Consider the following 25039-nt stretch of genomic DNA (forward strand, 5'->3'; position numbering starts at 1 on the left):
CAATAAGAATCCGGGAGCCCGCCATGTCGGTCGATCCGCAACAACTGCTGCGCGAGCTGTTTGCCACAGCCATCGACGCGGCCCATCCGCAGCATGTCCTCGAGCAATATTTGCCAGCTGATCGCAGTGGCCGGGTGATCGTCATCGGCGCCGGCAAGGCGGCCGCTGCCATGGCCCAGGTGGTCGAGCGTTGCTGGCAGGGCGAAGTCACCGGCCTGGTGGTGACTCGTTACGGCCATGGTGCGCCGTGCCAGAAAATCGAGGTGGTGGAAGCCGCTCACCCGGTGCCCGACGCCGCCGGCCTGGCGGTGGCTGGGCGGGTGCTGGAGCTGGTGAGCAACCTGAACGAAGACGACCGGGTGATTTTCCTGCTGTCCGGCGGTGGCTCGGCGTTGCTGGCATTGCCGGCGGCCGGCATTACCCTGGGCGACAAGCAAGCGATCAACAAAGCCCTGCTCAAGTCCGGCGCCAGCATTGGGGAGATGAATTGCGTGCGCAAGCATCTCTCGGCGATCAAGGGCGGGCGACTGGGCAAGGCCTGCTGGCCGGCGACGGTTTACACCTATGCGATTTCCGACGTGCCGGGCGATCAGGCGACGGTTATCGCTTCGGGCCCCACGGTGGCCGACCCCAGCACCTCGGCCGACGCCCTGGCGATCCTCAAGCGTTACCAGATTGATGTCCCGGCGTCGGTGCGCAGTTGGCTACTGAGCGCGGAATCGGAAACCGTCAAACCTGGCGATTCGCACCTGGCGCGCTGTCATTTCCAGTTGATCGCCCGGCCCCAGCAGTCGCTGGAAGCCGCCGCGGTGAAGGCGCGCCAGGCCGGTTTCAGTCCGTTGATCCTCGGCGACCTGGAAGGCGAATCCCGGGAAGTGGCGAAAGTCCATGCCGGCATCGCCCGGCAAATCGCGCTGCACGGCCAGCCATTACCAGCGCCGTGCGTGATCCTTTCCGGCGGCGAAACCACGGTCACCGTACGCGGTGACGGTCGCGGCGGACGCAATGCAGAATTTCTGTTGAGCCTGACTGACAGCCTCAAAGGCCACTCCGGGATCTATGCCCTGGCCGGAGACACGGACGGCATCGACGGCTCCGAAGACAACGCCGGGGCCATCATGACCCCGGACAGTTATCGTCGAGCCGCCGAACTGGGCCTGAGTGCCAGCGACGAGTTGGACAACAACAATGGCTATGGCTACTTCGCCGCGCTGGACGCGTTGATCGTCACCGAGCCGACCCGCACCAACGTCAACGACTTTCGCGCCATCCTGATCCTCGAGAACCCCAAACATGACGCCTGATAAAAAGGTCAAGATCCTCGCGACCCTCGGCCCCGCCACCCGTGGGATCGATGACATCCGCGAACTGGTGCAGGCCGGGGTGAATATCTTCCGCCTGAACTTCAGTCATGGCGAACATGCCGATCACGCCCAGCGCTATCAGTGGATTCGTGAAGTCGAGCGCCAGCTCAACTACCCGCTCGGTATCCTGATGGATTTGCAGGGACCGAAACTGCGGGTCGGCCGATTCACAGAAGGCAAGGTGCTGCTGCAACGCGGCCAGGCCCTGCGCCTGGACCTGGACCCGACACCGGGCGATCAACGCCGGGTCAACCTGCCCCACCCGGAAATCATCGCCGCCCTGGAGCCGGGCATGGACCTGCTGCTGGATGACGGAAAACTACGCCTGCGAGTCATCGCCCGCCACGTTGATGCCATCGACACCGAAGTGCTCAACGGTGGCGAATTGTCGGACCGTAAAGGCGTGAACGTGCCGCAGGCGGTACTCGACTTGAGCCCGCTGACAGCCAAGGACCGCCGCGACTTGAGCTTCGGCCTGGAGCTGGGCGTGGACTGGGTGGCGTTGTCGTTCGTGCAGCGTCCCGAGGACATCCGCGAAGCCCGGGCATTGATCGGCGACAAAGCGTTCCTGATGGCCAAGATCGAGAAACCGTCAGCGGTCACCCAGTTGCGGGAGATCGCCGAATTGAGTGACGCAATCATGGTGGCCCGGGGCGACCTGGGTGTGGAAGTCCCGGCCGAGAGCGTGCCGCAGATCCAGAAAAACATCATCGGCACCTGCCGCGCCCTCGGCAAACCGGTGGTGGTCGCTACGCAAATGCTCGAATCGATGCGTTTCTCTCCGGCACCGACCCGCGCCGAAGTCACCGACGTCGCCAACGCCGTGGCCGAAGGCGCCGACGCGGTGATGTTGTCGGCGGAAACCGCTTCCGGCGATTACCCCCTCGAAGCGGTGCAGATGATGAGCAAGATCATCCGCCAGGTCGAGAACGGCCCCGATTACCAGACGCAACTGGACGTCAGCCGGCCGAAAGCCGAGGCCACGGTGTCGGACGCCATCAGTTGCGCGATCCGCCGGATCAGCGCGGTCCTGCCGGTGGCGGTGCTGGTGAACTACAGCGAATCCGGCAGCTCCAGCCTGCGAGCGGCGCGGGAAAGGCCGACGGTGCCGATCCTCAATCTCACGCCGAACCTTGCGACCGCCCGCCGCTTGACGGTGGCCTGGGGCGTGCACTCAGTGGTCAACGACCGGCTGCGGCAGGTGGACGAGGTCTGCTCCACCGCCCTGGAAATCGCCCAGGCCCAAGGCATGGCCCAGCGCGGCGATACCCTGTTGATTACAGCGGGGGTGCCGTTTGGTAAGCCGGGGTCGACCAATTCGTTGCGTATCGAGACCTTGATCTAGGGCCTGAACTGGCCTCATCGCGAGCAGGCTCGCTCCCACATGGATTCAGCGGCGTCCACAAAACCCCTGTGGGAGCGAGCCCGCTCGCGATGAACTCAACCCGGTTTACCAGACACACAACCATGCAAAACGCCCCTTGCCGCGACTGGTCCACCGCCCTGCTCAGCGGCTTCAGCCAAATCTTCCTCCAACGCCACCCGCTGTGCGGCCTGCTGTGTCTGTTGGCCATCCTGCTCACCGCGCCCGGGCTGTTTGGCGGTGCGCTGTTGGGCGGCGTGGCCGGTTTGCTCACGGCCCAGCGGCGCGGTTATGCCAAGGCCGATCGGCAGGCCGGACTGTTCAGTTACAACGGCATCCTGTTGGGGTTGTTGGTGAGCCTGGCGCTGCCCTGGTCAGCCTTGTTACCGCCGTTGATCCTTGCCGGCGGTGGGCTCAGCGCGATGCTGACCGAGCAATGGCTAAAGCGCAGTCAAGACCCACGTTGCCTGCCCGCCTACACCGCGCCTTTCGTGGGGCTGGGCTGGCTGCTGCTGAGTTTCGCTGCGCCACCGCCTGCGCTGATGCCGGTCGAGCTGACGCCGGCCAACCTGCTGGCCGGCTGTCTGGCCGGGTTAGGCCAGGTCATGTTTCTCGGCCATCCGTCAGCCGGTGCGCTGATTGCGGCAGGCCTACTGATTGCCAGCCGTCGAGCCGCGAGCTGGGCGCTGTTCGGTTCGGCGATTGGCGTCGCGTTCGCCGTGCTGGATCAGGAATACGCTGCGGCGCTGTCCGGACTGGGCGGCTATAACCCGGCCCTGGTGGCGCTGGCCCTCAGTCAACAACGCCGAAAACCCTGGCTGCCCCTGGCCGGGATCCTGCTGGCCGTGATGCTCGCGCCGGGGTTTGCCGCCCTCGGCCTGGCGCCGCTCACCGCGCCGTTCATACTCGCCTGCTGGCTGGTGCAGGCCACGGCGCGAACGTGGCGACAGATCCTGAGCGAAAGCGCGCCTTGCACTCTGCCCGGCAATCGCCCTAGGCTTCGCTGATTCCTGGTTCAGGCGAAGGTTATGGACAACAGCAACAACTGGCGTGAACGTCTCTACGTCATGATTTTTCAGACCGACACCGTGGCCGGCCGGCGCTTCGACAGCACCCTGCTGTTGATCATCCTCGCCAGCCTGGTGATCGTGATGCTCGACAGCATCGACAGCGTGCACAAGAACTACGCGGGCCTGCTGGCCGGCATCGAGTGGGGCTTCACCTTCATCTTCATCGTCGAGTACGGCCTGCGCCTGTACTGCTCGCCCAAGCCGCTGCGCTATGCGTTCAGTTTCTATGGCCTGGTGGACTTGCTGGCAATCGTGCCGGGGATCCTGGCGCTGTACTACAGCGATGCCCAGTACCTGCTGATCGTCCGGATCATCCGTATGCTGCGGATTTTCCGGGTGCTCAAGCTCAGCCCGTATCTCAAGCAAGCCAACTATCTGATGTCGGCGCTGCGTGGCAGCAAGCAGAAAATCATCGTGTTCCTGGTCAGCGTCTCGACCCTGGTCACCGTATTCGGCGCCTTGATGTACGTCATCGAAGGCCCCGAGCACGGCTTCACCAGCATTCCCAAAGGCATCTATTGGGCGATCGTGACCCTGACCACCGTGGGCTTCGGCGATATCGTGCCCAAGACCCCGCTGGGCCAGGTGGTGTCCTCGTTGGTGATGATCACCGGTTACTCGATCATCGCCGTGCCGACCGGGATTTTCACCGCCGAACTGGCCTCCGCCATGCGCGGTGACCAGCTCCAGCACGACTGTCCGGTGTGCAGCAAGAAAAACCATGAACCGGCAGCGGCTTTTTGCTCCCGCTGTGGCAGCGCGTTGTTTAAGAAAGTGGAATAAGCAAAGCACTTTTTAGTGCTTGAAGTGATATCAGCTTGCCGCTAGTGTGCCGGCTGATGACTCGGAAAACTTGTTCAAACAAAAGGAATTCGCAGTGAAGAACTTCTTTGGCGCCTCCCTTCTCGCCGCAGGCCTGACTTTCGGCAGCCTCGCCCACGCCGCTCCGACGTTGCTCAACGTTTCCTACGACGTGATGCGTGATTTCTACAAGGACTACAACGCCGCCTTCCAGAAACACTGGCAGGCCGAGCACAACGAAAACATCACCGTGCAGATGTCCTTCGGTGGCTCCAGCAAGCAGGCCCGTTCGGTGATCGACGGGCTGCCGGCGGATGTCATCACCATGAACATGGCCACCGACATCAATGCCCTGGCGGACAACGGCAAGCTGGTGCCCGAGAACTGGGTCACCCGCCTGCCGAACAACAGCGCGCCCTTCACCTCGGCCACGGTGTTCATCGTGCGCAAAGGCAACCCCAAGGCGCTGAAAGACTGGCCCGACCTGCTCAAGGACGGCGTGCAGGTGATCGTGCCCAACCCGAAGACTTCCGGTAACGGCCGCTATACCTACCTGTCGGCCTGGGGCTACGTGCTCAAGAACGGCGGTGACGAGAACAAGGCCAAGGACTTCGTCGGCAAGCTGTTCAAGCAGGCGCCGGTACTGGACACCGGTGGCCGTGCCGCGACCACCACCTTCATGACCAACCAGATCGGTGATGTGCTGGTGACCTTTGAAAACGAAGCCGAGATGATCGCCCGCGAGTTTGGTCGCGATCAGTTCGAAGTGATCTACCCAAGCGTTTCCGCCGAAGCCGAGCCACCGGTGAGCGTGGTGGACAAAGTGGCGGAGAAAAAAGGCTCCCGCGAGGCCGCCGAAGCGTACCTCAAGTATCTGTGGTCGCCGCAAGGCCAGGAAATCGCCGCCGCCAACTACCTGCGCCCACGGGATCCGGCGATACTGGCCAAGTACACTGACCGCTTCCCGAAGGTGGATTTCCTGTCGGTGGAGAAGACCTTTGGTGACTGGCGCACGGTGCAGAAGACTCACTTCAATGATGGTGGGGTTTTCGATCAGATCTATAGCGGTAAGTAACGCCTGAACACAGATCCATTGTGGCGAGGGAGCTTGCTCCCGCTGGGACAGTCCGACGCCTCGGGCGTAGCGGTCCTCAGCTTTTTGCGGTTGCTGCGCAACCGAGCGGGAGCAAGCTCCCTCGCCACAACAGCCCTGCATCCACATATCTGGCACATCTACAACGTCCCGCATGTCCACAATATGCAGAGCACTCCCTACATCAACAACAGGCATGTCTGCTATCACCCCCAAAGCCTGTTCCGGAGCTGCATAACCCTTTAGCCTTGCGCCCTTTCTTCCCGTTCACTGACGAGATAGCCATGCGCGCGCCTCTTTCCACCGCCTCCACCGGCACGAGCCTGACCCGGGCCATGGTCCTGCTGTTCGCCTTCTGCTGCGGCGCCATCGTTGCCAACATCTACTACGCCCAACCGATCATCGACCTGATCGCTCCCGACGTCGGCCTGAGCAGCACCCTGGCGAGCCTGATCGTCTCGCTGACCCAGATCGGGTATGCCCTGGGCCTGTTTTTCCTGGTGCCGCTGGGTGACTTGCTGGAGAACCGGCGGCTGATGATCGTCACCACCCTGGTGGCGATTGCCAGTCTGCTGGGGGCGGCATTCACCGATCAGCCGAATGTGTTCCTGCTGGTCTCGCTGCTGGTGGGATTCAGTTCGGTGTCGGTGCAGGTATTGATTCCCCTGGCGGCGCACCTGGCGCCGGAAGAGTCCCGGGGTCGGGTCGTGGGCGGGATCATGGGTGGCCTGTTGCTCGGGATCCTGCTGGCGCGGCCGATTTCCAGCGTGGTAGCCGATCATTTCGGCTGGCGGGCGATGTTCATGATCGCGGCCGGGCTAATGGCGGCGATCAGCGTGGTGCTGGCCGTGACCGTGCCCAAGCGCCAGCCCGACCACAGCGCCTCGTACGGGCAACTGCTGGGCTCGCTCGGCACCCTGCTGCGCCAGCAACCGCTGTTGCGCCAGCGGGCATTCTACCAGGCGTGCCTGTTCGCCACGTTCAGCCTGTTCTGGACCGCCGTGCCGCTTGAGCTGTCGCGCAATCATGGCCTGTCCCAGACTGAAATCGCCCTGTTCGCCCTGGTCGGTGCGATTGGCGCCATCGCCGCGCCCATCGCCGGTCGCCTGGCTGACGCCGGCCATACTCACAGGGCGTCGCTGCTGGCGATGCTGTTCGCCAGCCTGAGCTTCCTGCCCGCGTTCATCCACCCGATCTACAGTGTGATTGGCCTGGCCGTGACCGGGGTGGTGCTGGACTTCTGCGTGCAGATGAACATGGTGCTGGGCCAACGCACCATTTACGCCCTCGATGGAAAAAGCCGCAGCCGATTGAATGCGCTGTACATGACCAGCATCTTCATCGGCGGTGCCTTTGGCTCATCGATTGCCAGTGCGCTTTATGAGCACGGCGGCTGGCTGTGGGTGGTGATTGTCGGCAGTGTATTCCCGTTGCTGGCCTTGCTGCGCTTCTTGAGCGCGGCGCAGAAACGGGCCATGGCGACGGCTTGAAAGATTCGATCAACCGTGGCGAGGGAGCTTGCTCCCGCTCGGCTGCGAAGCAGTCGTAAAACCGGCCGGCGCGATCTATCCGGACAGTCGCGTCGCCTGGACTGGGGCTGCTACACAGCCCAGCGGGAGCAAGCTCCCTCACCACAATGATGTTCGTCAGCCGAAAGTGATTATCTGATGATCAGACCCGCACGTTGCCCCGCGGTCCGGCGATCGCCCAGATGATCAGGCCCAGGACCGGCAGCAGCAGGATCAGCAGCACCCACAGGACCTTCGCCCCGACTTCAGAGCCACTCTTGAGCACGTTGATGATCGCCCAGATATCGAGCGCCAGGATGATCAGGCCAACCAGGCCGTTGAAGGTGGAACCCATGGTGTCGCTCCCAATTGATGACAGGCATCCTTAGGATAGCCGCAGCCCGGCGAGGGTTCCGTTTATTGCATCAAACGTGCACCGCGACCTTGAGGGCTTCCAAAGCTGGCGCGGCGGCGATGCCGACTTCGGCACTGAGCTCCAGCACTCGCGGCACGTCGTTGCCATAGACCAGCACCATCTGCAATTCATCGTCCAGTAACTGGCTGAAGTTCATCAGGGTGTAGCCGCCGTTTTCCTTGTTCAGGCTGCTCATCTGTATCTGAATGCGGTTGAGCGCCGTCAGGACTTCGGTTTTCGCCAGTTGCTTGGGCTTGAGATTGAACGCCACGCCGGGGCCGAACGAGGCAACGATCTGTTCGAACAGCTCCACGTAGCTGTCGGCCTGGAACAATACGGTGTCCGGCAGGCTGCCCACCACCACCCACTCACCCAACGGGATCGGGAAGGTGTCGTCGTAGTTGATATCCGGGTTGGCGGCCAGGAAAGCCGCCGGATCGGCGTAGGCCTGGGCCGCTTCGTCAGCTATCCGTGCGATGTCAGCCTCGCCGAGGCAGCCGGAACTGATTTTGCTGATGAGTTCGACGAGTGCGGCTTTCATGGGGTGGATCCTGTGGGGATGAATTTCAAGGGCGCGCAGGATAGCGCATCGGATCCTTCAAGTCAGGAACCTGTGGCGAGGGAGCTTGCTCCCGCTGGGCTGCGAAGCAGACCCATTTTCTGCGAGCGCTGCGCACCCGAGCGGGAGCAAGCTCCCTCGCCACAAAAAGCTCTGGTCGATATCTACGTGCGGGCCCCTCAGCCAAGCAACTTCTGCAACTGGACCGTGGTATCCACCGCACCCATGGTCTTCGCTGCATCCAGCGCCGTTACACCATTGGCATCCTTGGCTTTCGGATCGGCACCTTTGCCGATCAGGTAATCGACGATTTCCACCCGATTGAACATCGCCGCCATCATCAGCGCCGTGCGGCCATCGAAGGAAGCGCCTTCCACTTGCGCGCCACCGTCCACCAGGGCCGAGACCACCGCCAGGTCGCCCTTGAACGCCGCGCCGGCAATCGGGCTCTGGCCGTTATCGTTGCGGATTTCCGGATCGGCCTTGTGTTCCAGCAGTACTTTCACCGTCTCCACATGCCCGTGGTAGGCGGCCAGCATCAGCAAGGTGTCGCCCTTGTGGTTACGCAGGTTCGGCGGCAGGCCTTTGCTCAGCAGCGCGGCCATCATGGCGGCGTCGCCCTGGCGGGCCACGTTGAACACCTGCTCGGCAAATTCCGCAGCCTCTTCCGGGGTCATCTGGCGGCTTGTATCGGACATTGAAAACTCCATTCGGGTCGTCGCAAAGCGGCTAGTTTCCCGAGCGGCCCGAAACCTGTCATCCCTTTTTTATCAGTACCCGGTATAGCCAAAATCAATAACGCCATTGCCCACCCTGGATCTGCGTCGCCAAATGCCGGTCCAGCGGCACGTAGGTCGCGGTGCCGGGCAACCAGGCATAGATCGGCTCCCCACCCGAGCTGCATGGGTCGAAGCCTTCAGTCTTGAGACGGGTCTTCTGGTACTTGAACGTGCCAGTGGTGTCCATTTTCACTTTGATCCGCAGGAACAACGGCACCGCATAGGGCGGCAACCTGCCTTGCAGGAACTGCAAAAGCTCGCTGAAATCCAGGGTCGCCAGGGATTCGGCCGGGGTAATCGCGGCCATGCCGGCCCGGCCATTGGTGTTCTTGATTTCCACGCCATAGGCCACCGCCTCGGCCACTTGCGGGTGTTGCAGCAGGACGTTTTCCACTTCGGTGGTGGAGACGTTTTCGCCTTTCCAGCGATAGGTGTCGCCGAGGCGGTCGACGAACTGCCCGTGGCCGAAGCCGATGTTGCGCAGCAGATCGCCGGTGTTGAAGTAACAATCACCCGGCGTGAAGACATCACGATAAATGGTTTTTTCGGTCTTGGCCGGATCGGTATAGCCGTCCAGCGGCGCCTTTTCGTCGATCCGCGCCAACAACAGACCCGGTTGGCCCTTGGGGACTTTTTGCATGCGCCCGTGCAGGTTGCGCAACGGTACTCCGCTGTCATGGTCGTACTGCACCAGCTCCCAGCCCATCAGGGAAAAGCCCACGGTATTGTCGAAATTCAGGACATTGGTAAAGCCGATATTGCCGTCGCTGGCCGCGTACAGTTCACAGATATGCTCGATGCCGAAACGCGTCTTGAACGCTGACCAGGCCCCCGGGCGCAAGCCGTTGCCGATCATTTTCTTCACACCGTGCTGGCGGTCTTCGACAGCCGCGGGCTGGTCGATCAGGTAGCGGCACAGCTCGCCGACGTAACCCAGCGTCGTCGCCCGGTAGCGACGTATATCACCCCAGAACTGACTGGCGCTGAATTTGCGCCGGATCGCGAATCCCGATGCGCCACAGATCGCCGCGCCCCAGCACACGCACAGGCCCGTGGCGTGATAGAGCGGCAAGGTGCAATAAAGGACGTCGTCGGGCTGCATGTCCAAGGCGATCAGGCCGAAACTGGTGGAGGTGCGCATCCAGCGACCATGGCGAAACACGCCGGCCTTGGGCAGCCCGGTGGTGCCCGAGGTATAGAGATAAAAACACGGATCGTTGAAGAAAACCTGTTGGCTGGACGCCGGGTTATCCGTGGGGAACGGATCGCTGTGGCTGATCAGGTCGACGAAATCCGGCGGCACATCAGTGCCGTCCTGATCGGCCACCCACCAGGTCCTGGTGCTCGACAGCGCGGTTCGGCCGCGCACGTCTTTGAAGGCACTGACCCGCTCGTCCCCCACCACTACCGCCACTGGCGTGACCAAGGCCAGGCTATGCACCAGGGCGTCACCGGTCTGCGAGGTATTGACCATGGCACTGACCGCGCCGACTTTCGCCACCGCCAGTACCGTCACCAACAGTTGGGGCCGGTTCTCGATGAACACCGCCACACAGTCGCCCTTGCCGATGCCCTGCGCCATCAGGTAATGAGCGATGCGATTGGCGCGCTCATTGACCTGTGCATAACTCCACACTGTTTCGTCACAGAGCAGCGCCGGGCCGTGGGGATTGCGCCGGACGGCCTGTTCGAAACACCAGCCCAGGCCGCACGGCTGCGACGGATCCTGGACGTTGGCCAGTTTCATGCCCTTGACGATGCGGGGTACGGCTCGGGCAATGGCGGGCAGTTTGCGCAACATCATGCCCCAGGTGATGGCGTCGCTGGGTGTACGACTCATGGTAGATCCCCGCTCGACCTCGTGGGTCTCGGTTTTCTTGTTATCGGGCTGAAGCTTCAATGTGCTCGAAAAGTACGTCAGCGCTCGAGCGGCTGTACACGCGGTTTTTGCAATGTTTTGTATCCATAGCCGAAGGCAGGCGAAGCGGGAGCGCGGTGGGGCCGATTGGTTCCAAATAAATTCGCCCGACCACGCAAAATGCAGGATGCACGATGGCCATTCATGCAAGATGCACGAAAGCGAAAATCAGGCGTTTCTATAACTGGTTGTTTTTTAAGGATTTTTATAATCAGCCGAGGCTGGCACAGACGCTGCAACTCCCCCTCCACGGTTTGCCAACAAGACCATGGAGCTCAACGATGAACATGATTCAAGAGAAGTTTGCATCCCTGTTTTCCAACTACGAAGTGACCACACAGGCCCGCCCGGATGGCGGCATCCTGCTGACCCTGCGCAACAGCGAAGGCAAACTGTTCAAACGCACGATTTCCTACGCCCAGTTGCACGCTGGGGACCAACTGTCCTGGGCGATCAGCGCCATCCGCCGTGACCTGGCCGAACAAGCCAGCGAATTGCCGCAGATCACCTTGCTACAAAGCCAGCATCGCTTCGCCCTGCCGACCTACCACAGCGCCTGAACCGGCGGGAAATACTGATTTGTGGGAGCGAGCTTGCTCGCGATAGCGTCAGGCCAGTCAATGAAAATGTCGACTGACCGGGCCTCATCGCGAGCAAGCTCGCTCCCACACTGGGACTGTGGGCGTCCAACTTATTCAGGCGTCACCCAAATCCCTGTGGGAGCGAGCCTGCTCGCGATTGCGATGGGACAGTGATGGAGATATCGACTGGCTGGGCCTCATCGCGAGCAAGCTCGCTCCCACAGTTTTTCAGTCTTCTAAAGCCGGGAAACGGCTGGCGATTTCATCGCCGGTGAAGCGCTCTTCCCAGCCCTTGGAATCATCGCGCAAGCGGATCGCCACGAAGTGCGGGTGTTCACCCGCATCGAACCAGTGTGGCGTGCCGGCCGGCAAGGTGATCAGGTCGTTCTTTTCACACAGCACCGCATACACGTAGTCGTCCAGGTGCAAGCTGAACAAGCCTCGGCCAGCGACGAAAAACCGCGTCTCGTCCCCGTCATGGCTGTGCTCCTTCAGGAACCTGGCACGCAACTCGTCTTTTTGCGGATGCTCGCTGTGCAGGCCGATGACATCGACCGAGGCATCCCCCCGCTCAGCCTTCAGCGTGTCAATCTGCGCCTGGTAGGCCGCAATGACTTCATCCTGGTCCACTCCAGGCTGGAGCTTCGTGGTGGTTTGCCAGCGATCGAAGCGAATACCTTTTTCGGCCAGGGTCGCGACGATGTCTTCGAAATGCGTCAACACCTTGTTCGGAATGTCAGGGCTTGAGACGTGGTAGACGGACAGGCTGCTCATGACGATGGCTCCAGCAAATTAACGGTTCGAAGGCTCATGGCCGGTCCTCTTGCATACGGGTCGCAATGATAACGGCTGCGGCAAAGGCAGCGAGGCTGGCGAGGCTGAAGGTCCAACCGGCGCCCAGCGCATTCCAGCTGTAGCCGGAATACAGCGCGCCCAAGGCCCCGCCCGTGCCGGCCAGCGCCGCGTACAGTGCCTGGCCCTGGCCTTGCTGGCGCGGGCCGAAGCTACGCTGTACGAAATGAATGGCGGCGGCGTGGAAGCTGCCGAAGGTCGCCGCATGCAGCACTTGGGCAAACAGCAAGACCCAGAGGAATTCGGCCAGCGAGCCCAGCAGCAACCAGCGCAACGCCGCCAGCAGAAAGCTCGCCAGCAGCACCCGACGCACCGAAAACCGCCCCAGGATCCGGCTCATCAGCAAGAACACCAGCACTTCGGCCACCACCCCGACAGCCCAGAGCATGCCAATCAGTCCACGGCTGTAGCCCAGGCGCTCAAGGTGTAGGGTCAGGAAGGTGTAATACGGGCCGTGGCTGACCTGCATCAAGCCGACACAGACGTAGAACGCCAATACGCCGGGGCTGCGCAGTTGTCGCAGGAAGCCGTCCCCGTTCACGCGCGGCGGTTGGGTCGGCTGGGCGTTGGGCACCCAGAAACTGGCGAGGACGATGCCGGCCATGATCAGCACCAGCGCCATCGGGTAAATGTCCAGGCTCAGCCATTCGAACAGCCGGCCCAGCAGTACCACGGTGATGATGAAACCAATGGAGCCCCAGAGGCGGATCTGGCTGTAGCGCGCGGCCTGCCCGCTCAGGTGGGCCAGGGTGATGACTTCGAACTGTGGCAGCACCGCGTGCCAGAAGAACGCGTGCAACGCCATGACCATCGCCAGCCAGGCATAACTTTTATGAATGAAGATCAGCGAGAAGGTCAGCAAGGTGCAAATCGCACCGAAGCGCACGATCGCAAGGCGCCGGCCGGTGTAATCCCCCAGCCAACCCCAGATGTTCGGCGCCACGCAGCGCATCAGCATGGGAATCGCCACCAGCTCGCCGATGCGCGCCGCGTTGAACCCAAGGTGATCGAAGTACAGCGCCAGGAATGGCGCTGTCGATCCAAGCAGCGCGAAATAGAACAGGTAGAAACTGGAAAGCCGCCAGTACGGCAACGCCGCCATGCCCGTCAGGCCACGGCGCTCGGCCAGTCAGCCATCAAAGCTGACCCAATACCGGCGTGGCGACCCGCACATCGGCGTTCTGGCCACGATGACGCAACAGGTGATCCATCAGCACGATCGCCATCATCGCCTCGGCAATCGGCGTGGCACGAATGCCGACGCATGGGTCGTGACGGCCCTTGGTGATGACCTCCACCGGGTTGCCATGGATGTCGATGGAACGCCCCGGCGTGGTGATGCTGGAGGTCGGCTTCAAGGCCAGGTGCGCGACAATCGGCTGGCCCGAGGAAATGCCACCGAGGATGCCGCCGGCATTGTTGCTCAGGAAACCTTGCGGGGTCAGTTCGTCACGGTGCTCGGTGCCACGCTGGGCGACGCAGGCGAAACCGGCGCCGATCTCCACGCCCTTCACCGCGTTGATGCTCATCAGGGCGTGGGCCAGTTCGGCGTCGAGGCGGTCGAAGATCGGCTCGCCGAGGCCTGGCATCACACCTTCGGCCACGACGGTGATCTTCGCGCCGACCGAATCCTGGTCCCGGCGCAGCTGGTCCATGTAGGTCTCCAGCTCCGGCACCTTGTCTGGATCGGGGCAGAAAAATGCGTTCTGCTCCACCGAATCCCAGGTCTTGAACGGGATTTCGATAGGGCCCAGCTGGCTCATGTAGCCACGAATCAGGATGCCCTGGCTGGCCAGGTATTTCTTGGCAATCGCCCCGGCTGCCACGCGCATGGCGGTTTCCCGGGCCGAACTGCGGCCGCCGCCACGGTAGTCGCGCTCGCCGTACTTGTGGTGGTAGGTGTAGTCGGCGTGGGCTGGACGGAACAGATCCTTGATCGCCGAGTAGTCCTTGGACTTCTGGTCGGTGTTGCGAATCAACAGGCCGATGGCGCAGCCGGTGGTGCGGCCTTCGAACACGCCGGAAAGGATTTCGACTTCATCGGCTTCCTGGCGCTGGGTGGTGTGACGGCTGGTGCCGGGCTTGCGGCGGTCCAGGTCGCGCTGCAGGTCCTCCAGGGAAATCTCCAGGCCCGGCGGGCAGCCGTCGACAATGGCGACCAACGCCGGGCCATGGCTTTCGCCCGCGGTGGTGACAGTGAACAGCTTGCCGAAGGTATTGCCGGACATGCAGGGTGCTCCGTGAATTCGCCGATTCGTAATGGCCGCCAGTATACGCAGGCTCCCCGCGTAGTTCATCCTCGAACCTTATCGATGCCCGCCAGTCCAACCGGCACCTTCGCAACTCATGGCCTGATGATGTTAAAGCTGCTTGTCCTGTGCCTTACCCTTTTTACCTTTACCGGCCTGGCCCAGGCCACCGTTCTGCAACGTCCCATCAGCCTGGACACTGGCAGCGGCGAGCTGCACGGCTCGCTATTGCTGCCCAAGTCCGACAGGCCGGTGCCGGTTGTCCTGATCATTTCCGGGTCGGGTCCTACGGATCGTGACGGAAACAACCCCGAGGGCGGGCGCAATGACAGCCTCAAGCGCCTGGCCTGGGTCCTGGCCCGGCACAATATCGCCAGCGTGCGCTATGACAAGCGCGGCGTGGCGACCAGCCTGGCGGCGACCCCGGACGAACGCAACCTGAGCGTCGAGGCCTACGTCAACGATGCCGTTGCCTGGAGTCGCAAGCTCGCGGCCGACCCGAGACTCGGCCCGTTGATCCTGCTGGGCCACAGCGAAGGCGCGCTGATTGCCAGCCTTGCCGCACCGCAGGCGAACGCGGCGGCGATCATTTCGCTGTCCGGCAGCGCCCGGCCGATTGACCAGGTATTGCGCCAACAATTGAGCAGCCGCCTGCCGCCTTTGATGCTGCGCAGTAATGAGCTGCTCGACAGTCTCAAGGCCGGCCGGCCCGACCCGAATGTACCGCCGCAATTGCAAGTCATCTTCCGCCCGAGCGTGCAGCCGTACCTGATTTCGTTGTTTCGCCAGGATCCGGCCCAGGCTTTCGCGGCGCTGAAGATCCCGGCGCTGATCATCCAGGGCAGTAGCGACATCCAGGTCAGCGTCGATGACGCCCGGCTGTTGCAAGCCGCGAAGCCCGACGCCGAGCTGGCGCTGATCGAGGGCATGAACCACGTGCTGCGCATCGTGCCCAACGACGTGAAACGGCAACTGGCCTCTTATAAAGACCCCAACCTGCCCCTCGCCGCCGAGCTCGGCGAGCGGATCGTGGGTTTTATTGACTCGATAACGGCTCGTTAAGCTCTTTTAACCCTCCAGTCCTGGCCAGAACGGCCGATAAACCGGTGTCGGACAGCGCAACGGCTGCCGACCCGCCGGCCTGGACAGGATTTTGCCGTTATGACCGAAACTCAAGCTTCACCCGACACTGCCACCGAAACGCCCGCCCCGCCAGCGGTGGAGTTGCCTTGGGCGGACGTGCAGGCCGAACATCACAAGATGCTGCGGCTGGCGCCGCTCAAGACCGACCGCGCCACCGGTGTGCGGCCGCTGCGGTTCGTCGAGTTCAGCTATGCCGAGCGCCACAGCAAGGAACACAGTCTGCTACGCATGAGCATTCAGTTGCCGGGTCAGCGGGTGCGCAAGGAACAGAATCATCTGGATGTCTGGGCCGACCACGTCGAGAAGTGCCTGTCCTTTTCCCCGGACAATCTGCAAGTCGAGCCGTTGAACCGTGGGATCGGCCGCTTTCTCGCCGCCCAGGGCATCACCTGGGCCAAGAAACGCTGGCCAGGCTACCGGGTCGATGGCCTGGATCTCAATAACAAGGACGCGCTGAACGAAGACACCCGTCTGCGCCGTGACCGCTTTCTCAAGGCCCAGGGCTTCGAGGTGGTGTACGCCGACGCCCAGCACCTCAAAGGCAGCATCAAGCCAGCCCAGGTTGGCGATCTGGTGGGGGACTGGAACACCGAGAAACTGCAGTTCGTGGAAATCCTCGAAGCTGCGCAGATGCTGCAACAAGCCGAGCAGAACCTGGCGGAACAGGAAGTCAAACTCAAGCAGCATGAAGAGAAGGTCAACAAGTTCAAGCGCGAAGACACCGGCCTGCGCTTCACCATCACCTGCCTGGTGGCTTTTGCCATGTTCCAGGCCGGGCTGCTGATCTGGATTGCGACGCGGCGCTAAGAGCCGGGCTCATCGCAACCCCTGTGGCCAGGGAGCTTGCTCCCGCTCGGCTGCGCAGCAGTCGTGAACGCCAGCGATGCGATTTTCCTGGAACTGCTATGACGCTTTTGGGGCTGCTTCGCAGCCCAGCGGGAGCAAGCTCCCTCGCCACAAGAGCGAAGCAGTCACACCTCCCAGATAAACTAAACCCGCGAAGCGAACAACGCCTGGTGCTGACGACACTGTTCGGCGCTGAGCATGAACACGCCGTGACCGCCGCGTTCGAACTCCAGCCAGGCGAAATCCACCTCAGGGTACAGCGCCTCGACATGAACCTGGCTGTTGCCGACCTCGACGATCAACAGGCCCTTCTCGGTCAGGTGATCCGCCGCTTCGGCCAGCATCCGGCGCACCAGGTTCAAGCCGTCGTCGCCACAGGCCAGGCCCAGTTCCGGTTCGTGCTGGTACTCCGGGGGCATGTCGGCGAAATCTTCCGCATCGACGTAGGGCGGGTTCGACACGATCAGGTCGAAGCGCTGTCCGGGCAAACCTTCGAAGCCATCGCCCTGCACCGTGAACACACGCTCGTCGAGCCCATGGCGCTCGATGTTCTGGTTCGCCACTTCCAGCGCTTCGAACGACAGGTCCGCCAGCACCACTTCAGCCTGGGGAAACTCGTAGGCGCAGGCAATACCGATGCAGCCGGAGCCGGTGCACAGGTCGAGAATCCGCGCCGGCTCCTGGCCCAGCCACGGCTCAAAACGCTTTTCGATCAACTCACCGATGGGCGAGCGCGGGATCAGCACGCGCTCATCGACAATGAACGACATCCCGCAGAACCAGGCCTCACCCAGCAAGTAGGCGGTAGGGATCCGCTCGGCGATACGTCGGTGCAGCAGGCGTTGGACATGCACCAGTTCCTCGTCTTCGAGACGGCAGTCCAGATAGCTGTCGGCGATTTCCCATGGCAGATGCAGCGCACCCAACACCAGTTGCCGGGCTTCGTCCCATGCATTGTCGGTGCCATGGCCGAAAAACAGATCCTCCCCATGGAAACGGCTGACGGCCCAACGGATATGGTCACGCAGGGTGCGAAGGCGGGAAGTGATCACGGCGGCAAACTCCAGAAAAATCGACGGGCGAGTCTAGCAGCCAAACGCGACAGCACCCAAACCCGGCTCCGGGATGAAAGATAAACACCGACCCAACCGTAGGAAATCTCCGTTTTTTGCTCGACCTATTGAACAGGACGACCATCTTGACAAGGCTGTAGGCCAGCAATGACGGCGCCTGCAATGGAAGCGATTCACAGAACCGCTCAGCCAGAGGAGAATGTCGCAAAAGCCCCACCCGAAGGAGCCCCAGAATGTCCGTTCCAAAAACGATGTTTCAACTCAGCGGTCGCGGTTACGCAGCGGCCAACCTGAGTCAAGCGACCCTGATCATCATCGATGCCCAGAAAGAATACCTGGCCGGTCCCCTGGCCCTGAGTGGCATGGACGCAGCCGTCGCGAACATCAAGCAATTGCTCGGCGCGGCCCGTGCGGCCGGCCGGCCGGTGGTGCATGTGCGACACCTGGGCACCCATGGCGGGCTGTTCGATCCACAGGGCGAGCGCGGCGAGTTCATTTCCGGCCTCGACCCCCAGGGCGACGAAACCATTATCGGCAAGATGTTGCCCAGTGCCTTCCACGGCACCGAACTGAAAAAGCGTCTGGAAGAGTTCGGCCCGCTGGACCTGATTGTCTGCGGCTTCATGAGCCATTCCAGCGTCAGCACCACCGTGCGCGCCGCCAAGAACCTGGGCTTTCGCTGCACCCTGGTGGAAGACGCCTGCGCCACCCGCGACCTGCCGCACAAGGGCGGCGTGCTCAGCGCCGAACACGTGCACCAGACCGAGATGGCGATCATGGCGGACAACTTCGCCACCCTGGCCCTGACGCACGACCTGATTTGATCCGATCATCCTCGGTGAGCGGCAACTGGAGCCGCTCATCCGCAAAAGCCTCTCACTCGCGGCAATTGCCCTGGTGTCCTGTATCACAAATACTGTTCTTTTTTGACGGCGTCTGTTGCCGTCATGCTGCGTTGCCGCTCCTCGCCATAGCGGGCTATGACTCGTCGCGGCGCCTTGCCTGACGACAACAGCCACTCGTCAAAAAAAAAACGTATTAGCGAAACAGGACACTAGCCTCAGGAACAACCCGAACATCTTCCGGTCGAAGGGCCGATACCCATTGAGGAAGGTCGGAATGAAGTTATCCGATGGTTTTGACGCACGTCGGTTGCGGCCCAAAGGCCAGAGCAACTGGCGGTTTCGTATCGGCGCGGCGATCGCTGCGCTGTTGGCAACGCTCGGTGTGCTACTGGCCATGGCAGGTGCCGCCAGCCTGCTGGGCCGCCCCCCTGCCCTGGGCGACTTGAACGCCACCCCGGTCGGTTCGACCATCATCCTGGTCGTCGGCCTGCTGGTGCTGTGGCTGGGCGTCTGGCTCTGGCGCCGCTGCCGCCGTCGCGCCCGCCAATCCCTGGAGCTGGCGATGGCTCCGCACCTGATGAAAAAGCACGACTGACCCACCATCCGACGTTTTGTCGCGCCCGACCCCGCTGGAGTTGGGTAAACTGGCCGGCCTTCGCGGAGGCTGACATGCAAGACGACGATTTTTCCCTGTTCAAAAGTGCGATCCAGGGTGTTAAACCGATCAAACACGATCGCGCCGAGACCGGCAAACCCAAAGCCGATCGCGCCCAGATCGCCAAGCTGCGCCAGGCGGCCACCGTACGCACCGACGCCACCACCGTGGACGGCCTGTCCGACCAGTTCGTGATCGACGTAGGCCCCGAAGACGAGTTGATGTGGGCCCGTGACGGCGTCCAGGACAGCCAGATGCGCAAGCTCAAGGCTGGCCAGATCCCTTTCGAAGGCAGCCTCGACCTGCACGGCATGAACGTCGAAAAGGCCCGGGAAACCCTCTGGGCATTCCTGGCCGAAGCCACCAAGTTCGAAATCCGCTGCGTGCGCGTCACCCACGGCAAGGCGGTGCGACTGGACGGCAAGCGGCCGATGATCAAGAGCCACGTCAACACCTGGCTGCGCCAGCACCCGCAAGTGCTGGGCTTCACCTCCTGCCAGGCGAAACACGGCGGCGCCGGCGCGGTGTACGTGATGCTCAAGCGCACCATGATGGAAGGCCGCGACGAGTAGCCGACGATTGCCGAGCTTGCAGCGCCGTGTCCGCCACCGTACCCTTGCCCTTTGCGTAAAATCCCACAGGTAGTTTCATGTCTCTGGAACAGAATTACACCGCGATTCTCGGCCAACTGGGCGAGGACGTTTCCCGCGAGGGCCTGCTCGACACGCCCAAGCGCGCTGCCAAGGCCATGCAGTACCTCTGCCGTGGTTATGGGCAGACCCTGGAAGAAGTCACCAACGGTGCCTTGTTCAGTTCCGACAACAGCGAAATGGTGCTGGTCAAGGACATCGAGTTGTACTCGCTGTGCGAGCACCACCTGTTGCCTTTCATCGGCAAGGCCCACGTGGCCTACATCCCGAGCGGCAAGGTGCTGGGGCTGTCGAAGGTCGCGCGGATCGTCGACATGTACGCCCGGCGCCTGCAGATCCAGGAAAACCTCAGCCGCCAGATCGCCGACGCGGTCCAGCAGGTGACCGGCGCCCTGGGCGTGGCGGTGGTGATCGAGGCCAAGCACATGTGCATGATGATGCGCGGTGTGGAAAAGCAGAACTCTTCGATGATCACCTCGGTGATGCTCGGTGAATTCCGTGAAAACGCCGCGACCCGCAGCGAGTTCCTCAGTCTCATCAAGTAAACTGTCGCTCGAGAAAAACCGGCATCCATCGCCGGTTTTTTTTCGCCAGTGAAAAATCAGGTAAGCTGCGCGCCCCTCTTCTTCCCTGCCGCGAGGCTTGTTCCGTGATCGTCAAAGCACTTCGGGTTGGCCTGGGCCAGCTGATCATCCTCATCGATTTCATTACCCGCCCGAGCAAAAAGCAGCGTCCGGCCGATGCCCAGGCGCAGGTCGACCAGGCAGCCCGCAGCCTGACGCTCTATCAGTTCCATGCCTGCCCGTTCTGCGTGAAGACCCGCCGCACCTTGCGTCGCCTCAACGTGCCGGTGGCCCTGCGCGATGCGAAAAACAACCAGCAGGATCGCCAGACGTTGCTGGAGCAAGGCGGCAAGATCAAGGTGCCCTGCCTGCGCATTGAAGAAGATGGCAAGACCACCTGGATGTATGAGTCCAAGGTGATCATTGATTATCTGGATAAGCGGTTCGCGGCAATCTGACAATTGTCCGGTGTCGCTACTGGCCTCATCGCGAGCAAGCTCGCTCCCACACTGGGACTGTGATCGTCCAGCTTATCAAGACGTGCCCCAAAACCCTGTGGAAGCGAGCCTGCTCGCGATGGGGCGCGGATAGCCACCACAAGGCCTGATATCAAGCCGCCTCTGCCGCCAGAGCCTCCCGCACTACTCCCGCCAGCCGCTTGAGCCCTTCATCCAGTCGCGCCGGATCGATGTGACTGAAGTTCAAGCGCAGATGCCCGGGGTGCTTGTCCGGCTCGGGGAAGAACGGCTCGCCCGGCATGAACGCCACATCGGCCGCCAGCGCTGCGGCGAGCAGGGTGCGGGTGTCCAGGGGTTGCTTGAGGGTCAGCCAGAAAAACAGCCCGCCCTGGGGCACGTCCCAGTCCGCGATGTCATGAAAGTGCTTGTGCAGCGCGGCCTGGAAGCGGTCGCGCCGGTCCCGGTAGAAATCCCTCAGTTCACTCAAATGGCTTCGGTACTGTTCGGTCCCGATCCATTGCAACGCCTGCCATTGGCCGATGCGATTGGTGTGCAAGTCCGCCGACTGCTTGAACCGCAGCAGGTGCGGGAACAAGTCCGGGCTGGCAATCAGATAACCGACCCTTAGCCCCGGCAACAGGGTTTTCGACACAGTACCGGTGTAGATCCAACTGGCCTTTTTCAAGCGACTGGTGATCGGCGTGGCGCTGGCGCCATCGAACGTCAGCTCGCGGTAGGGTTCGTCTTCGATCAGGGTGACACCGAACTCATCCAGCAAGGCGGCGACTGCATCGCGCTTGGCTTCGCTGTAGCGCACCGCCGAGGGATTCTGGAACGTCGGGATCAGATAGATGAATGCCGGGCGATGACGCTCCAATCGGGCCCGCAGCTGTTGCAGGTCAGGACCGTCGGCTTCCAAGGGCACCGTGATGCAATCGGCGCCGAACAGTTGGAAAATCTGCAACGCCGCCAGGTACGTGGGCGCTTCCAGCATGATTTCGGTACCGACATCGATGTGCAGCTTCGCCGCCAGATCGAGGGTTTGCTGGGAGCCACTGACCACCAGCACTTGGCTCGCCTCACAGGCCAGTCCCAATGAACGCGCCTGCGCCGCCAAGGCTTCGCGCAGCGCCGGCTCGCCTTCGCTCATGCCGTATTGGCCCATGGACAGCGGCATGTCTTCCCACTGCACTTTCGGCAGCATGGCCTCGGCCGGCAGGCCACCGGCGAACGACATCACCTCGGGGCGCTGCGCCGCCGCGAGGATTTCTCGAATCAGAGAACTTTTGAGGCGCGAGACACGTTCGGAAAAAGCCATGGGTCACCTGTAGCCGGTCGCGGGAATAATGAGTCAAACTGGTTGACCGAAATTACTCCGCCCTCTCTGGATACGTCAAGATGATTGACCTTAAAAACCCGATATCCCAACAAATGGCCATGGAAGCGTTTTTCTTCGGTTACCAGGCGTTCACCGCCAAGGCCGATGAAATGCTGGAGCGCCGTGGGTTGAGTCGGGTGCACCAGCGCATCGTGTTTTTCATCGCCCGCTACCCATCCTTGAGCGTGAAAGAACTGCTGGCGCTGCTGGGCGTGAGCAAACAGGCGCTGAACATGCCGTTGCGCCAGTTGATGGAAATGCACTTGGTGAACAGCGTTGCCTCCGAGACTGACAAGCGCAAGCGCTTGTTGGAGCTGACGGCCGAGGGCGAGCGGTTCGAACAGGCATTGCGGCGTGAGCAGGTGAAATTGCTGGAGCGGGTGTTTGCCGAGGCTGGGGAAGAGGCGGTGAATGGGTGGTTGGCGGTGAACCTGGGGTTGGGGAAGGCTTAGGTCAGAGATTGCCTGGGCTGACGCTATCGCGAGCGGGCTCGCTCCCACAGGATAGCGTCGTCGATACAAATCCTTCAGCCACTACAGTCCTCTGTGGGAGCGAGCCTGCTCGCGATGACTTCCTCAAGGCCGATATATCCCTATCGCCCAACATTTCGTCCACAAAACGAAAAACATTATTTGCTTTATTTGTATACAAAAGCATAATTCGCTTCGTGCGAGTTCCTGACCATCCGGTCAACAACTTCGCCAGCCTTACCTGCCTCAAAGCCTCGCAACCAGCCTCAGGGCGTGCGGCGCTGGAAATAACAATAAAACTCTTGAGGAGTACTCGCTGTGGAAAGCCGCAAACCCGAAGCCCAGCCGCTGGACCTTTCGCCGCCCCTTCGCAGTGGCTGGCTGGAACGCCTCTTCAAACTCAGCTTGCATGGCACCACGGTGAAGACCGAGATGATTGCCGGCCTGACGACCTTCATCACCATGGCCTACATCATCTTCGTCAACCCCAACATCATGGCCGACGCCGGTATCGACCATGGCGCCGCATTCGTCGCCACCTGCATCGCCGCCGCCCTGGGCTGCCTGTTGATGGGCTTGTACGCCAACTGGCCGGTGGGCCTGGCGCCGGGCATGGGCCTGAACGCCTTCTTCACCTACACCGTGGTCGGCACCATGGGCTACCACTGGGAAACCGCCCTTGGCGCGGTGTTCGTTTCCGGAGTGCTGTTCATGGTCCTGACTCTCTCGCGGGTCCGGGAGTGGCTGCTCAACAGCATTCCGGTGAGCCTGCGGTTCGCCATGGGCGCCGGGGTCGGGTTGTTTCTTGGACTGATCGGCCTGAAGACCGCCGGTATCATCGTCGACAGCCCCGCCACCCTGATCAGGCTTGGTTCGCTGCGTGAGCCCGGTCCGCTGTTGGCCGCCGTGTGTTTCCTGATGATCGCCGTGCTGAGCTATCACCGGGTATTCGGCGCGATCCTGATCAGCATTATCGCCGTCACCCTGGCCGGTTGGGGCCTGGGCCTGGTGCAGTACAACGGCGTGCTGTCGACGCCTCCGAGCCTGGCGCCGACCTGGATGGCGATGGACGTGGCCGGCGTGTTCAATGTCAGCATGATCAGCGTGGTGCTGGCGTTCCTGTTCGTGCACATGTTCGACACCGCCGGCACCTTGATGGGCGTGGCCCAGCGCGCCGGGCTGGTCAAGCCCGATGGCAAGATCGAAAACCTGTCCCGCGCCTTGAAGGCCGACAGCGCCTCCAGCGTCTTTGGCGCCATGGTCGGCGTGCCGCCGGTGACCAGCTACGTGGAAAGCGCCGCCGGTGTCGCCGCGGGTGGTCGTACGGGGCTTACCGCCGTGACCGTCGGTGTGCTATTTATTGCCGCCATGTTTTTCGCGCCGCTGGCCGGGATGATCCCCGCCTATGCCACTGCCGGGGCGCTGATCTACGTCGCCATGCTGATGATGGGCGGCATGGCCCACATCGAATGGGACGAAGCGACCGACAGCATCCCGGCCATTGTCACGGCCATCATGATGCCCCTGACGTTCTCGGTAGCCGACGGTATCGCACTGGGATTCATCACCTACGTGGTACTCAAGGCCGGCACCGGCAAGCGCAAGGAAATTTCCGTCAGCCTGTGGGTGCTCTGCGCGATTTTCATCGCCAAGTTCATCTTCTTGTAAGCGATCCACGGTTTCATCCGCCTCACCCCGCCGGGTGAGGCTTTTGTCTATCAGGAGCAAAGCAATGAATCTGGAAACCTGGCTGTTGTTCAGCGGTGCAGCCCTGGTGGTGATCCTCATCCCCGGCCCACTGTCGCTGTTGATGATCGGCAACAGCCTGAACTACGGCCTGCGTCGTTCGTATCCGGCGTTTCTCGGCGGCGTGTTCGCCTCGATCTGCCTGCTGAGCGCTTCGGCCCTGGGGCTCGGTGCCTTGCTACTGGCCTCGGAAAAACTGTTCAGTGCACTGAAGATCCTCGGGGCGCTGTACCTGTTCTACCTGGCCTGGCAGAGCTGGCAGCAATCGCGCCAACCCGCCCAGGGCGCCGAAGTGCCCCAGGCCGCCGCCGTCCCGCGGTTTCGCGCGCTGTTCGGGCGGGCGTTCGTGCTGGGCGCCAGCAACCCCAAGGACATCCTGTTCTTCGCCGCGTTCCTGCCGCAGTTCTTGAGCGCCCAGCAGCCGTTCCTGCCACAACTGCTGATCATGATCGCCACCTGGACCGTCCTCGACCTGCTCTGCAAGCTGGCCTACGGCCTCGGCGCCCACGGCGCGGCGCGCTATCTGCGCACCGGCAGGGGCCAGAGCTGGTTCAACCGGATCAGCGCCGGCCTGTTCGGCGGCGCGGGCGCGGCATCGCTGATGTCCGCCCACTGAGCATCGATTGCCACCAGTGGCCGGAGCGTTCGAGCCCCGGCCTT

At 62.1% G+C, this 25039-nt stretch carries 26 protein-coding genes; 17 read left to right on the forward strand and 9 right to left on the reverse strand.

Features of this window, described 5'->3' with window-relative positions; translation table 11 throughout:
- Nucleotides 1-23: 23 nt before the first annotated feature.
- From ACLEJQ_RS09535 to ACLEJQ_RS09560, 6 genes are all read left to right on the forward strand, one after another.
- Nucleotides 24-1304, forward strand: coding sequence for a glycerate kinase type-2 family protein (locus ACLEJQ_RS09535; RefSeq protein WP_440794319.1), 1281 nt, complete (start codon nt 24-26; stop codon nt 1302-1304).
- A complete protein-coding gene (gene pyk, locus ACLEJQ_RS09540; RefSeq protein ID WP_440794321.1) occupies nt 1294-2709 on the forward strand; it encodes a pyruvate kinase in 1416 nt (471 codons plus the stop codon). The genes ACLEJQ_RS09535 and pyk overlap by 11 nt, the downstream gene beginning before the upstream one ends.
- Nucleotides 2710-2831: 122 nt before the next feature.
- The gene (locus ACLEJQ_RS09545) at nt 2832-3734 is read left to right on the forward strand and encodes an urea transporter (protein ID WP_440794323.1); all 903 of its coding nucleotides are present in this window, start codon (nt 2832-2834) and stop codon (nt 3732-3734) included.
- Between the two features lie 21 nt (nt 3735-3755).
- Complete coding sequence (locus ACLEJQ_RS09550; RefSeq protein ID WP_440794325.1) at nt 3756-4580, forward strand: ion transporter; 825 nt, start codon at nt 3756-3758, stop codon at nt 4578-4580.
- Between the two features lie 94 nt (nt 4581-4674).
- On the forward strand, nt 4675-5673 hold the full coding sequence (locus ACLEJQ_RS09555) for a sulfate ABC transporter substrate-binding protein (protein WP_440794327.1): 999 nt from the start codon (nt 4675-4677) through the stop codon (nt 5671-5673).
- 302 nt (nt 5674-5975) lie between these two features.
- Nucleotides 5976-7181, forward strand: a complete 1206-nt coding sequence (locus tag ACLEJQ_RS09560) for an MFS transporter (RefSeq protein ID WP_440794329.1) — start codon at nt 5976-5978, stop codon at nt 7179-7181.
- A gap of 181 nt (nt 7182-7362) precedes the next feature.
- Here the strand turns inward: ACLEJQ_RS09560 and ACLEJQ_RS09565 are convergent, their stop codons facing one another.
- The 4 genes from ACLEJQ_RS09565 to ACLEJQ_RS09580 form a co-directional block, all read right to left on the reverse strand.
- Nucleotides 7363-7554: a PLDc N-terminal domain-containing protein gene (locus ACLEJQ_RS09565; protein ID WP_440794331.1), complete on the reverse strand. Its 192-nt coding sequence runs from the start codon at nt 7552-7554 to the stop codon at nt 7363-7365.
- Between the two features lie 70 nt (nt 7555-7624).
- Nucleotides 7625-8155 carry a hypothetical protein gene (locus ACLEJQ_RS09570; protein WP_440794333.1) on the reverse strand — a complete coding sequence of 177 codons (531 nt, stop codon included), beginning with the start codon at nt 8153-8155 and terminating at the stop codon, nt 7625-7627.
- A 197-nt stretch (nt 8156-8352) separates the two neighbouring features.
- Complete coding sequence (locus ACLEJQ_RS09575) at nt 8353-8871, reverse strand: ankyrin repeat domain-containing protein (RefSeq protein ID WP_440794335.1); 519 nt, start codon at nt 8869-8871, stop codon at nt 8353-8355.
- A gap of 94 nt (nt 8872-8965) precedes the next feature.
- Nucleotides 8966-10792, reverse strand: coding sequence for a long-chain-acyl-CoA synthetase (locus ACLEJQ_RS09580; protein ID WP_440794337.1), 1827 nt, complete (start codon nt 10790-10792; stop codon nt 8966-8968).
- Between the two features lie 359 nt (nt 10793-11151).
- Here ACLEJQ_RS09580 and ACLEJQ_RS09585 point away from each other — a divergent pair, with 359 nt between their 5' ends.
- Nucleotides 11152-11430, forward strand: coding sequence for a DUF3509 domain-containing protein (locus ACLEJQ_RS09585; protein WP_053149889.1), 279 nt, complete (start codon nt 11152-11154; stop codon nt 11428-11430).
- 249 nt (nt 11431-11679) lie between these two features.
- Here the strand turns inward: ACLEJQ_RS09585 and ACLEJQ_RS09590 are convergent, their stop codons facing one another.
- Genes ACLEJQ_RS09590 through aroC form a run of 3 tightly spaced genes read right to left on the reverse strand, consistent with a single transcriptional unit; the run spans nt 11680 to nt 14531 of the window.
- Complete coding sequence (locus ACLEJQ_RS09590; protein ID WP_440794339.1) at nt 11680-12225, reverse strand: 1,2-dihydroxy-3-keto-5-methylthiopentene dioxygenase; 546 nt, start codon at nt 12223-12225, stop codon at nt 11680-11682.
- 34 nt (nt 12226-12259) lie between these two features.
- Entirely contained in the window at nt 12260-13405 is a 1146-nt protein-coding gene (locus ACLEJQ_RS09595; RefSeq protein WP_440794341.1) for an MFS transporter, read from the reverse strand.
- A 34-nt stretch (nt 13406-13439) separates the two neighbouring features.
- A complete protein-coding gene (gene aroC, locus ACLEJQ_RS09600; RefSeq protein WP_440794343.1) occupies nt 13440-14531 on the reverse strand; it encodes a chorismate synthase in 1092 nt (363 codons plus the stop codon).
- Between the two features lie 126 nt (nt 14532-14657).
- Between aroC and ACLEJQ_RS09605 the strand changes: the two genes are divergently transcribed.
- Both ACLEJQ_RS09605 and ACLEJQ_RS09610 read left to right on the forward strand, forming a co-directional pair.
- Nucleotides 14658-15614, forward strand: coding sequence for an alpha/beta hydrolase (locus ACLEJQ_RS09605; RefSeq protein ID WP_440794420.1), 957 nt, complete (start codon nt 14658-14660; stop codon nt 15612-15614).
- 99 nt (nt 15615-15713) lie between these two features.
- A complete protein-coding gene (locus ACLEJQ_RS09610; RefSeq protein ID WP_440794345.1) occupies nt 15714-16502 on the forward strand; it encodes a hypothetical protein in 789 nt (262 codons plus the stop codon).
- Between the two features lie 182 nt (nt 16503-16684).
- Here the strand turns inward: ACLEJQ_RS09610 and prmB are convergent, their stop codons facing one another.
- Complete coding sequence (gene prmB / locus ACLEJQ_RS09615) at nt 16685-17593, reverse strand: 50S ribosomal protein L3 N(5)-glutamine methyltransferase (protein ID WP_440794346.1); 909 nt, start codon at nt 17591-17593, stop codon at nt 16685-16687.
- 254 nt (nt 17594-17847) lie between these two features.
- Here prmB and ACLEJQ_RS09620 point away from each other — a divergent pair, with 254 nt between their 5' ends.
- The 5 genes from ACLEJQ_RS09620 (at nt 17848) to ACLEJQ_RS09640 (ending at nt 20785) form a co-directional block, all read left to right on the forward strand.
- Nucleotides 17848-18438 carry a cysteine hydrolase family protein gene (locus ACLEJQ_RS09620; protein ID WP_440794348.1) on the forward strand — a complete coding sequence of 197 codons (591 nt, stop codon included), beginning with the start codon at nt 17848-17850 and terminating at the stop codon, nt 18436-18438.
- A gap of 295 nt (nt 18439-18733) precedes the next feature.
- Nucleotides 18734-19054: a hypothetical protein gene (locus tag ACLEJQ_RS09625; protein ID WP_440794349.1), complete on the forward strand. Its 321-nt coding sequence runs from the start codon at nt 18734-18736 to the stop codon at nt 19052-19054.
- A 74-nt stretch (nt 19055-19128) separates the two neighbouring features.
- Nucleotides 19129-19686 carry a Smr/MutS family protein gene (locus ACLEJQ_RS09630; protein ID WP_440794351.1) on the forward strand — a complete coding sequence of 186 codons (558 nt, stop codon included), beginning with the start codon at nt 19129-19131 and terminating at the stop codon, nt 19684-19686.
- 77 nt (nt 19687-19763) lie between these two features.
- Nucleotides 19764-20309: a GTP cyclohydrolase I FolE gene (gene folE / locus ACLEJQ_RS09635; RefSeq protein ID WP_072431607.1), complete on the forward strand. Its 546-nt coding sequence runs from the start codon at nt 19764-19766 to the stop codon at nt 20307-20309.
- Between the two features lie 104 nt (nt 20310-20413).
- Entirely contained in the window at nt 20414-20785 is a 372-nt protein-coding gene (locus ACLEJQ_RS09640; RefSeq protein WP_440794353.1) for a glutathione S-transferase N-terminal domain-containing protein, read from the forward strand.
- A gap of 151 nt (nt 20786-20936) precedes the next feature.
- Here the strand turns inward: ACLEJQ_RS09640 and ACLEJQ_RS09645 are convergent, their stop codons facing one another.
- Nucleotides 20937-22103 carry a PLP-dependent aminotransferase family protein gene (locus ACLEJQ_RS09645; protein WP_440794354.1) on the reverse strand — a complete coding sequence of 389 codons (1167 nt, stop codon included), beginning with the start codon at nt 22101-22103 and terminating at the stop codon, nt 20937-20939.
- Nucleotides 22104-22183: 80 nt separating this feature from the next.
- Here ACLEJQ_RS09645 and ACLEJQ_RS09650 point away from each other — a divergent pair, with 80 nt between their 5' ends.
- The 3 genes from ACLEJQ_RS09650 to ACLEJQ_RS09660 all read left to right on the forward strand — a co-directional run bounded on the left by ACLEJQ_RS09650 (nt 22184) and on the right by ACLEJQ_RS09660 (nt 24995).
- A complete protein-coding gene (locus ACLEJQ_RS09650) occupies nt 22184-22615 on the forward strand; it encodes a MarR family winged helix-turn-helix transcriptional regulator (RefSeq protein ID WP_440794356.1) in 432 nt (143 codons plus the stop codon).
- 336 nt (nt 22616-22951) lie between these two features.
- Nucleotides 22952-24301 (forward strand): NCS2 family permease, encoded by a 1350-nt coding sequence (locus tag ACLEJQ_RS09655; protein ID WP_440794358.1) that lies wholly within the window; start codon nt 22952-22954, stop codon nt 24299-24301.
- 64 nt (nt 24302-24365) lie between these two features.
- A complete protein-coding gene (locus ACLEJQ_RS09660; protein ID WP_440794360.1) occupies nt 24366-24995 on the forward strand; it encodes a LysE family translocator in 630 nt (209 codons plus the stop codon).
- The last annotated feature ends 44 nt before the right edge of the window (nt 24996-25039 follow it).

It is taken from the genome of Pseudomonas sp. SMV71, from assembly GCF_052042015.1.
Taxonomy (GTDB): Bacteria; Pseudomonadota; Gammaproteobacteria; order Pseudomonadales; family Pseudomonadaceae; genus Aquipseudomonas.

Bases quoted from the DNA above. Each gene is read 5' to 3' on its own strand.
- ACLEJQ_RS09660 (WP_440794360.1), top strand. From the start codon at position 24,366: ATGAATCTGGAAACCTGGCTGTTGTTCAGCGGTGCAGCCCTGGTGGTG.
- ACLEJQ_RS09620 (WP_440794348.1), top strand. From the start codon at position 17,848: ATGTCCGTTCCAAAAACGATGTTTCAACTCAGCGGTCGCGGTTACGCA.
- ACLEJQ_RS09650 (WP_440794356.1), top strand. From the start codon at position 22,184: ATGATTGACCTTAAAAACCCGATATCCCAACAAATGGCCATGGAAGCG.
- ACLEJQ_RS09645 (WP_440794354.1), bottom strand. From the start codon at position 22,103: ATGGCTTTTTCCGAACGTGTCTCGCGCCTCAAAAGTTCTCTGATTCGA.
- ACLEJQ_RS09545 (WP_440794323.1), top strand. From the start codon at position 2,832: ATGCAAAACGCCCCTTGCCGCGACTGGTCCACCGCCCTGCTCAGCGGC.
- aroC (WP_440794343.1), bottom strand. From the start codon at position 14,531: ATGTCCGGCAATACCTTCGGCAAGCTGTTCACTGTCACCACCGCGGGC.
- ACLEJQ_RS09550 (WP_440794325.1), top strand. From the start codon at position 3,756: ATGGACAACAGCAACAACTGGCGTGAACGTCTCTACGTCATGATTTTT.
- ACLEJQ_RS09630 (WP_440794351.1), top strand. From the start codon at position 19,129: ATGCAAGACGACGATTTTTCCCTGTTCAAAAGTGCGATCCAGGGTGTT.
- ACLEJQ_RS09570 (WP_440794333.1), bottom strand. From the start codon at position 8,155: ATGAAAGCCGCACTCGTCGAACTCATCAGCAAAATCAGTTCCGGCTGC.
- ACLEJQ_RS09535 (WP_440794319.1), top strand. From the start codon at position 24: ATGTCGGTCGATCCGCAACAACTGCTGCGCGAGCTGTTTGCCACAGCC.
- ACLEJQ_RS09625 (WP_440794349.1), top strand. From the start codon at position 18,734: ATGAAGTTATCCGATGGTTTTGACGCACGTCGGTTGCGGCCCAAAGGC.
- ACLEJQ_RS09585 (WP_053149889.1), top strand. From the start codon at position 11,152: ATGAACATGATTCAAGAGAAGTTTGCATCCCTGTTTTCCAACTACGAA.
- ACLEJQ_RS09580 (WP_440794337.1), bottom strand. From the start codon at position 10,792: ATGAGTCGTACACCCAGCGACGCCATCACCTGGGGCATGATGTTGCGC.
- ACLEJQ_RS09595 (WP_440794341.1), bottom strand. From the start codon at position 13,405: ATGGCGGCGTTGCCGTACTGGCGGCTTTCCAGTTTCTACCTGTTCTAT.
- ACLEJQ_RS09575 (WP_440794335.1), bottom strand. From the start codon at position 8,871: ATGTCCGATACAAGCCGCCAGATGACCCCGGAAGAGGCTGCGGAATTT.
- ACLEJQ_RS09590 (WP_440794339.1), bottom strand. From the start codon at position 12,225: ATGAGCAGCCTGTCCGTCTACCACGTCTCAAGCCCTGACATTCCGAAC.
- ACLEJQ_RS09610 (WP_440794345.1), top strand. From the start codon at position 15,714: ATGACCGAAACTCAAGCTTCACCCGACACTGCCACCGAAACGCCCGCC.
- ACLEJQ_RS09560 (WP_440794329.1), top strand. From the start codon at position 5,976: ATGCGCGCGCCTCTTTCCACCGCCTCCACCGGCACGAGCCTGACCCGG.
- ACLEJQ_RS09605 (WP_440794420.1), top strand. From the start codon at position 14,658: ATGATGTTAAAGCTGCTTGTCCTGTGCCTTACCCTTTTTACCTTTACC.
- pyk (WP_440794321.1), top strand. From the start codon at position 1,294: ATGACGCCTGATAAAAAGGTCAAGATCCTCGCGACCCTCGGCCCCGCC.
- folE (WP_072431607.1), top strand. From the start codon at position 19,764: ATGTCTCTGGAACAGAATTACACCGCGATTCTCGGCCAACTGGGCGAG.
- ACLEJQ_RS09565 (WP_440794331.1), bottom strand. From the start codon at position 7,554: ATGGGTTCCACCTTCAACGGCCTGGTTGGCCTGATCATCCTGGCGCTC.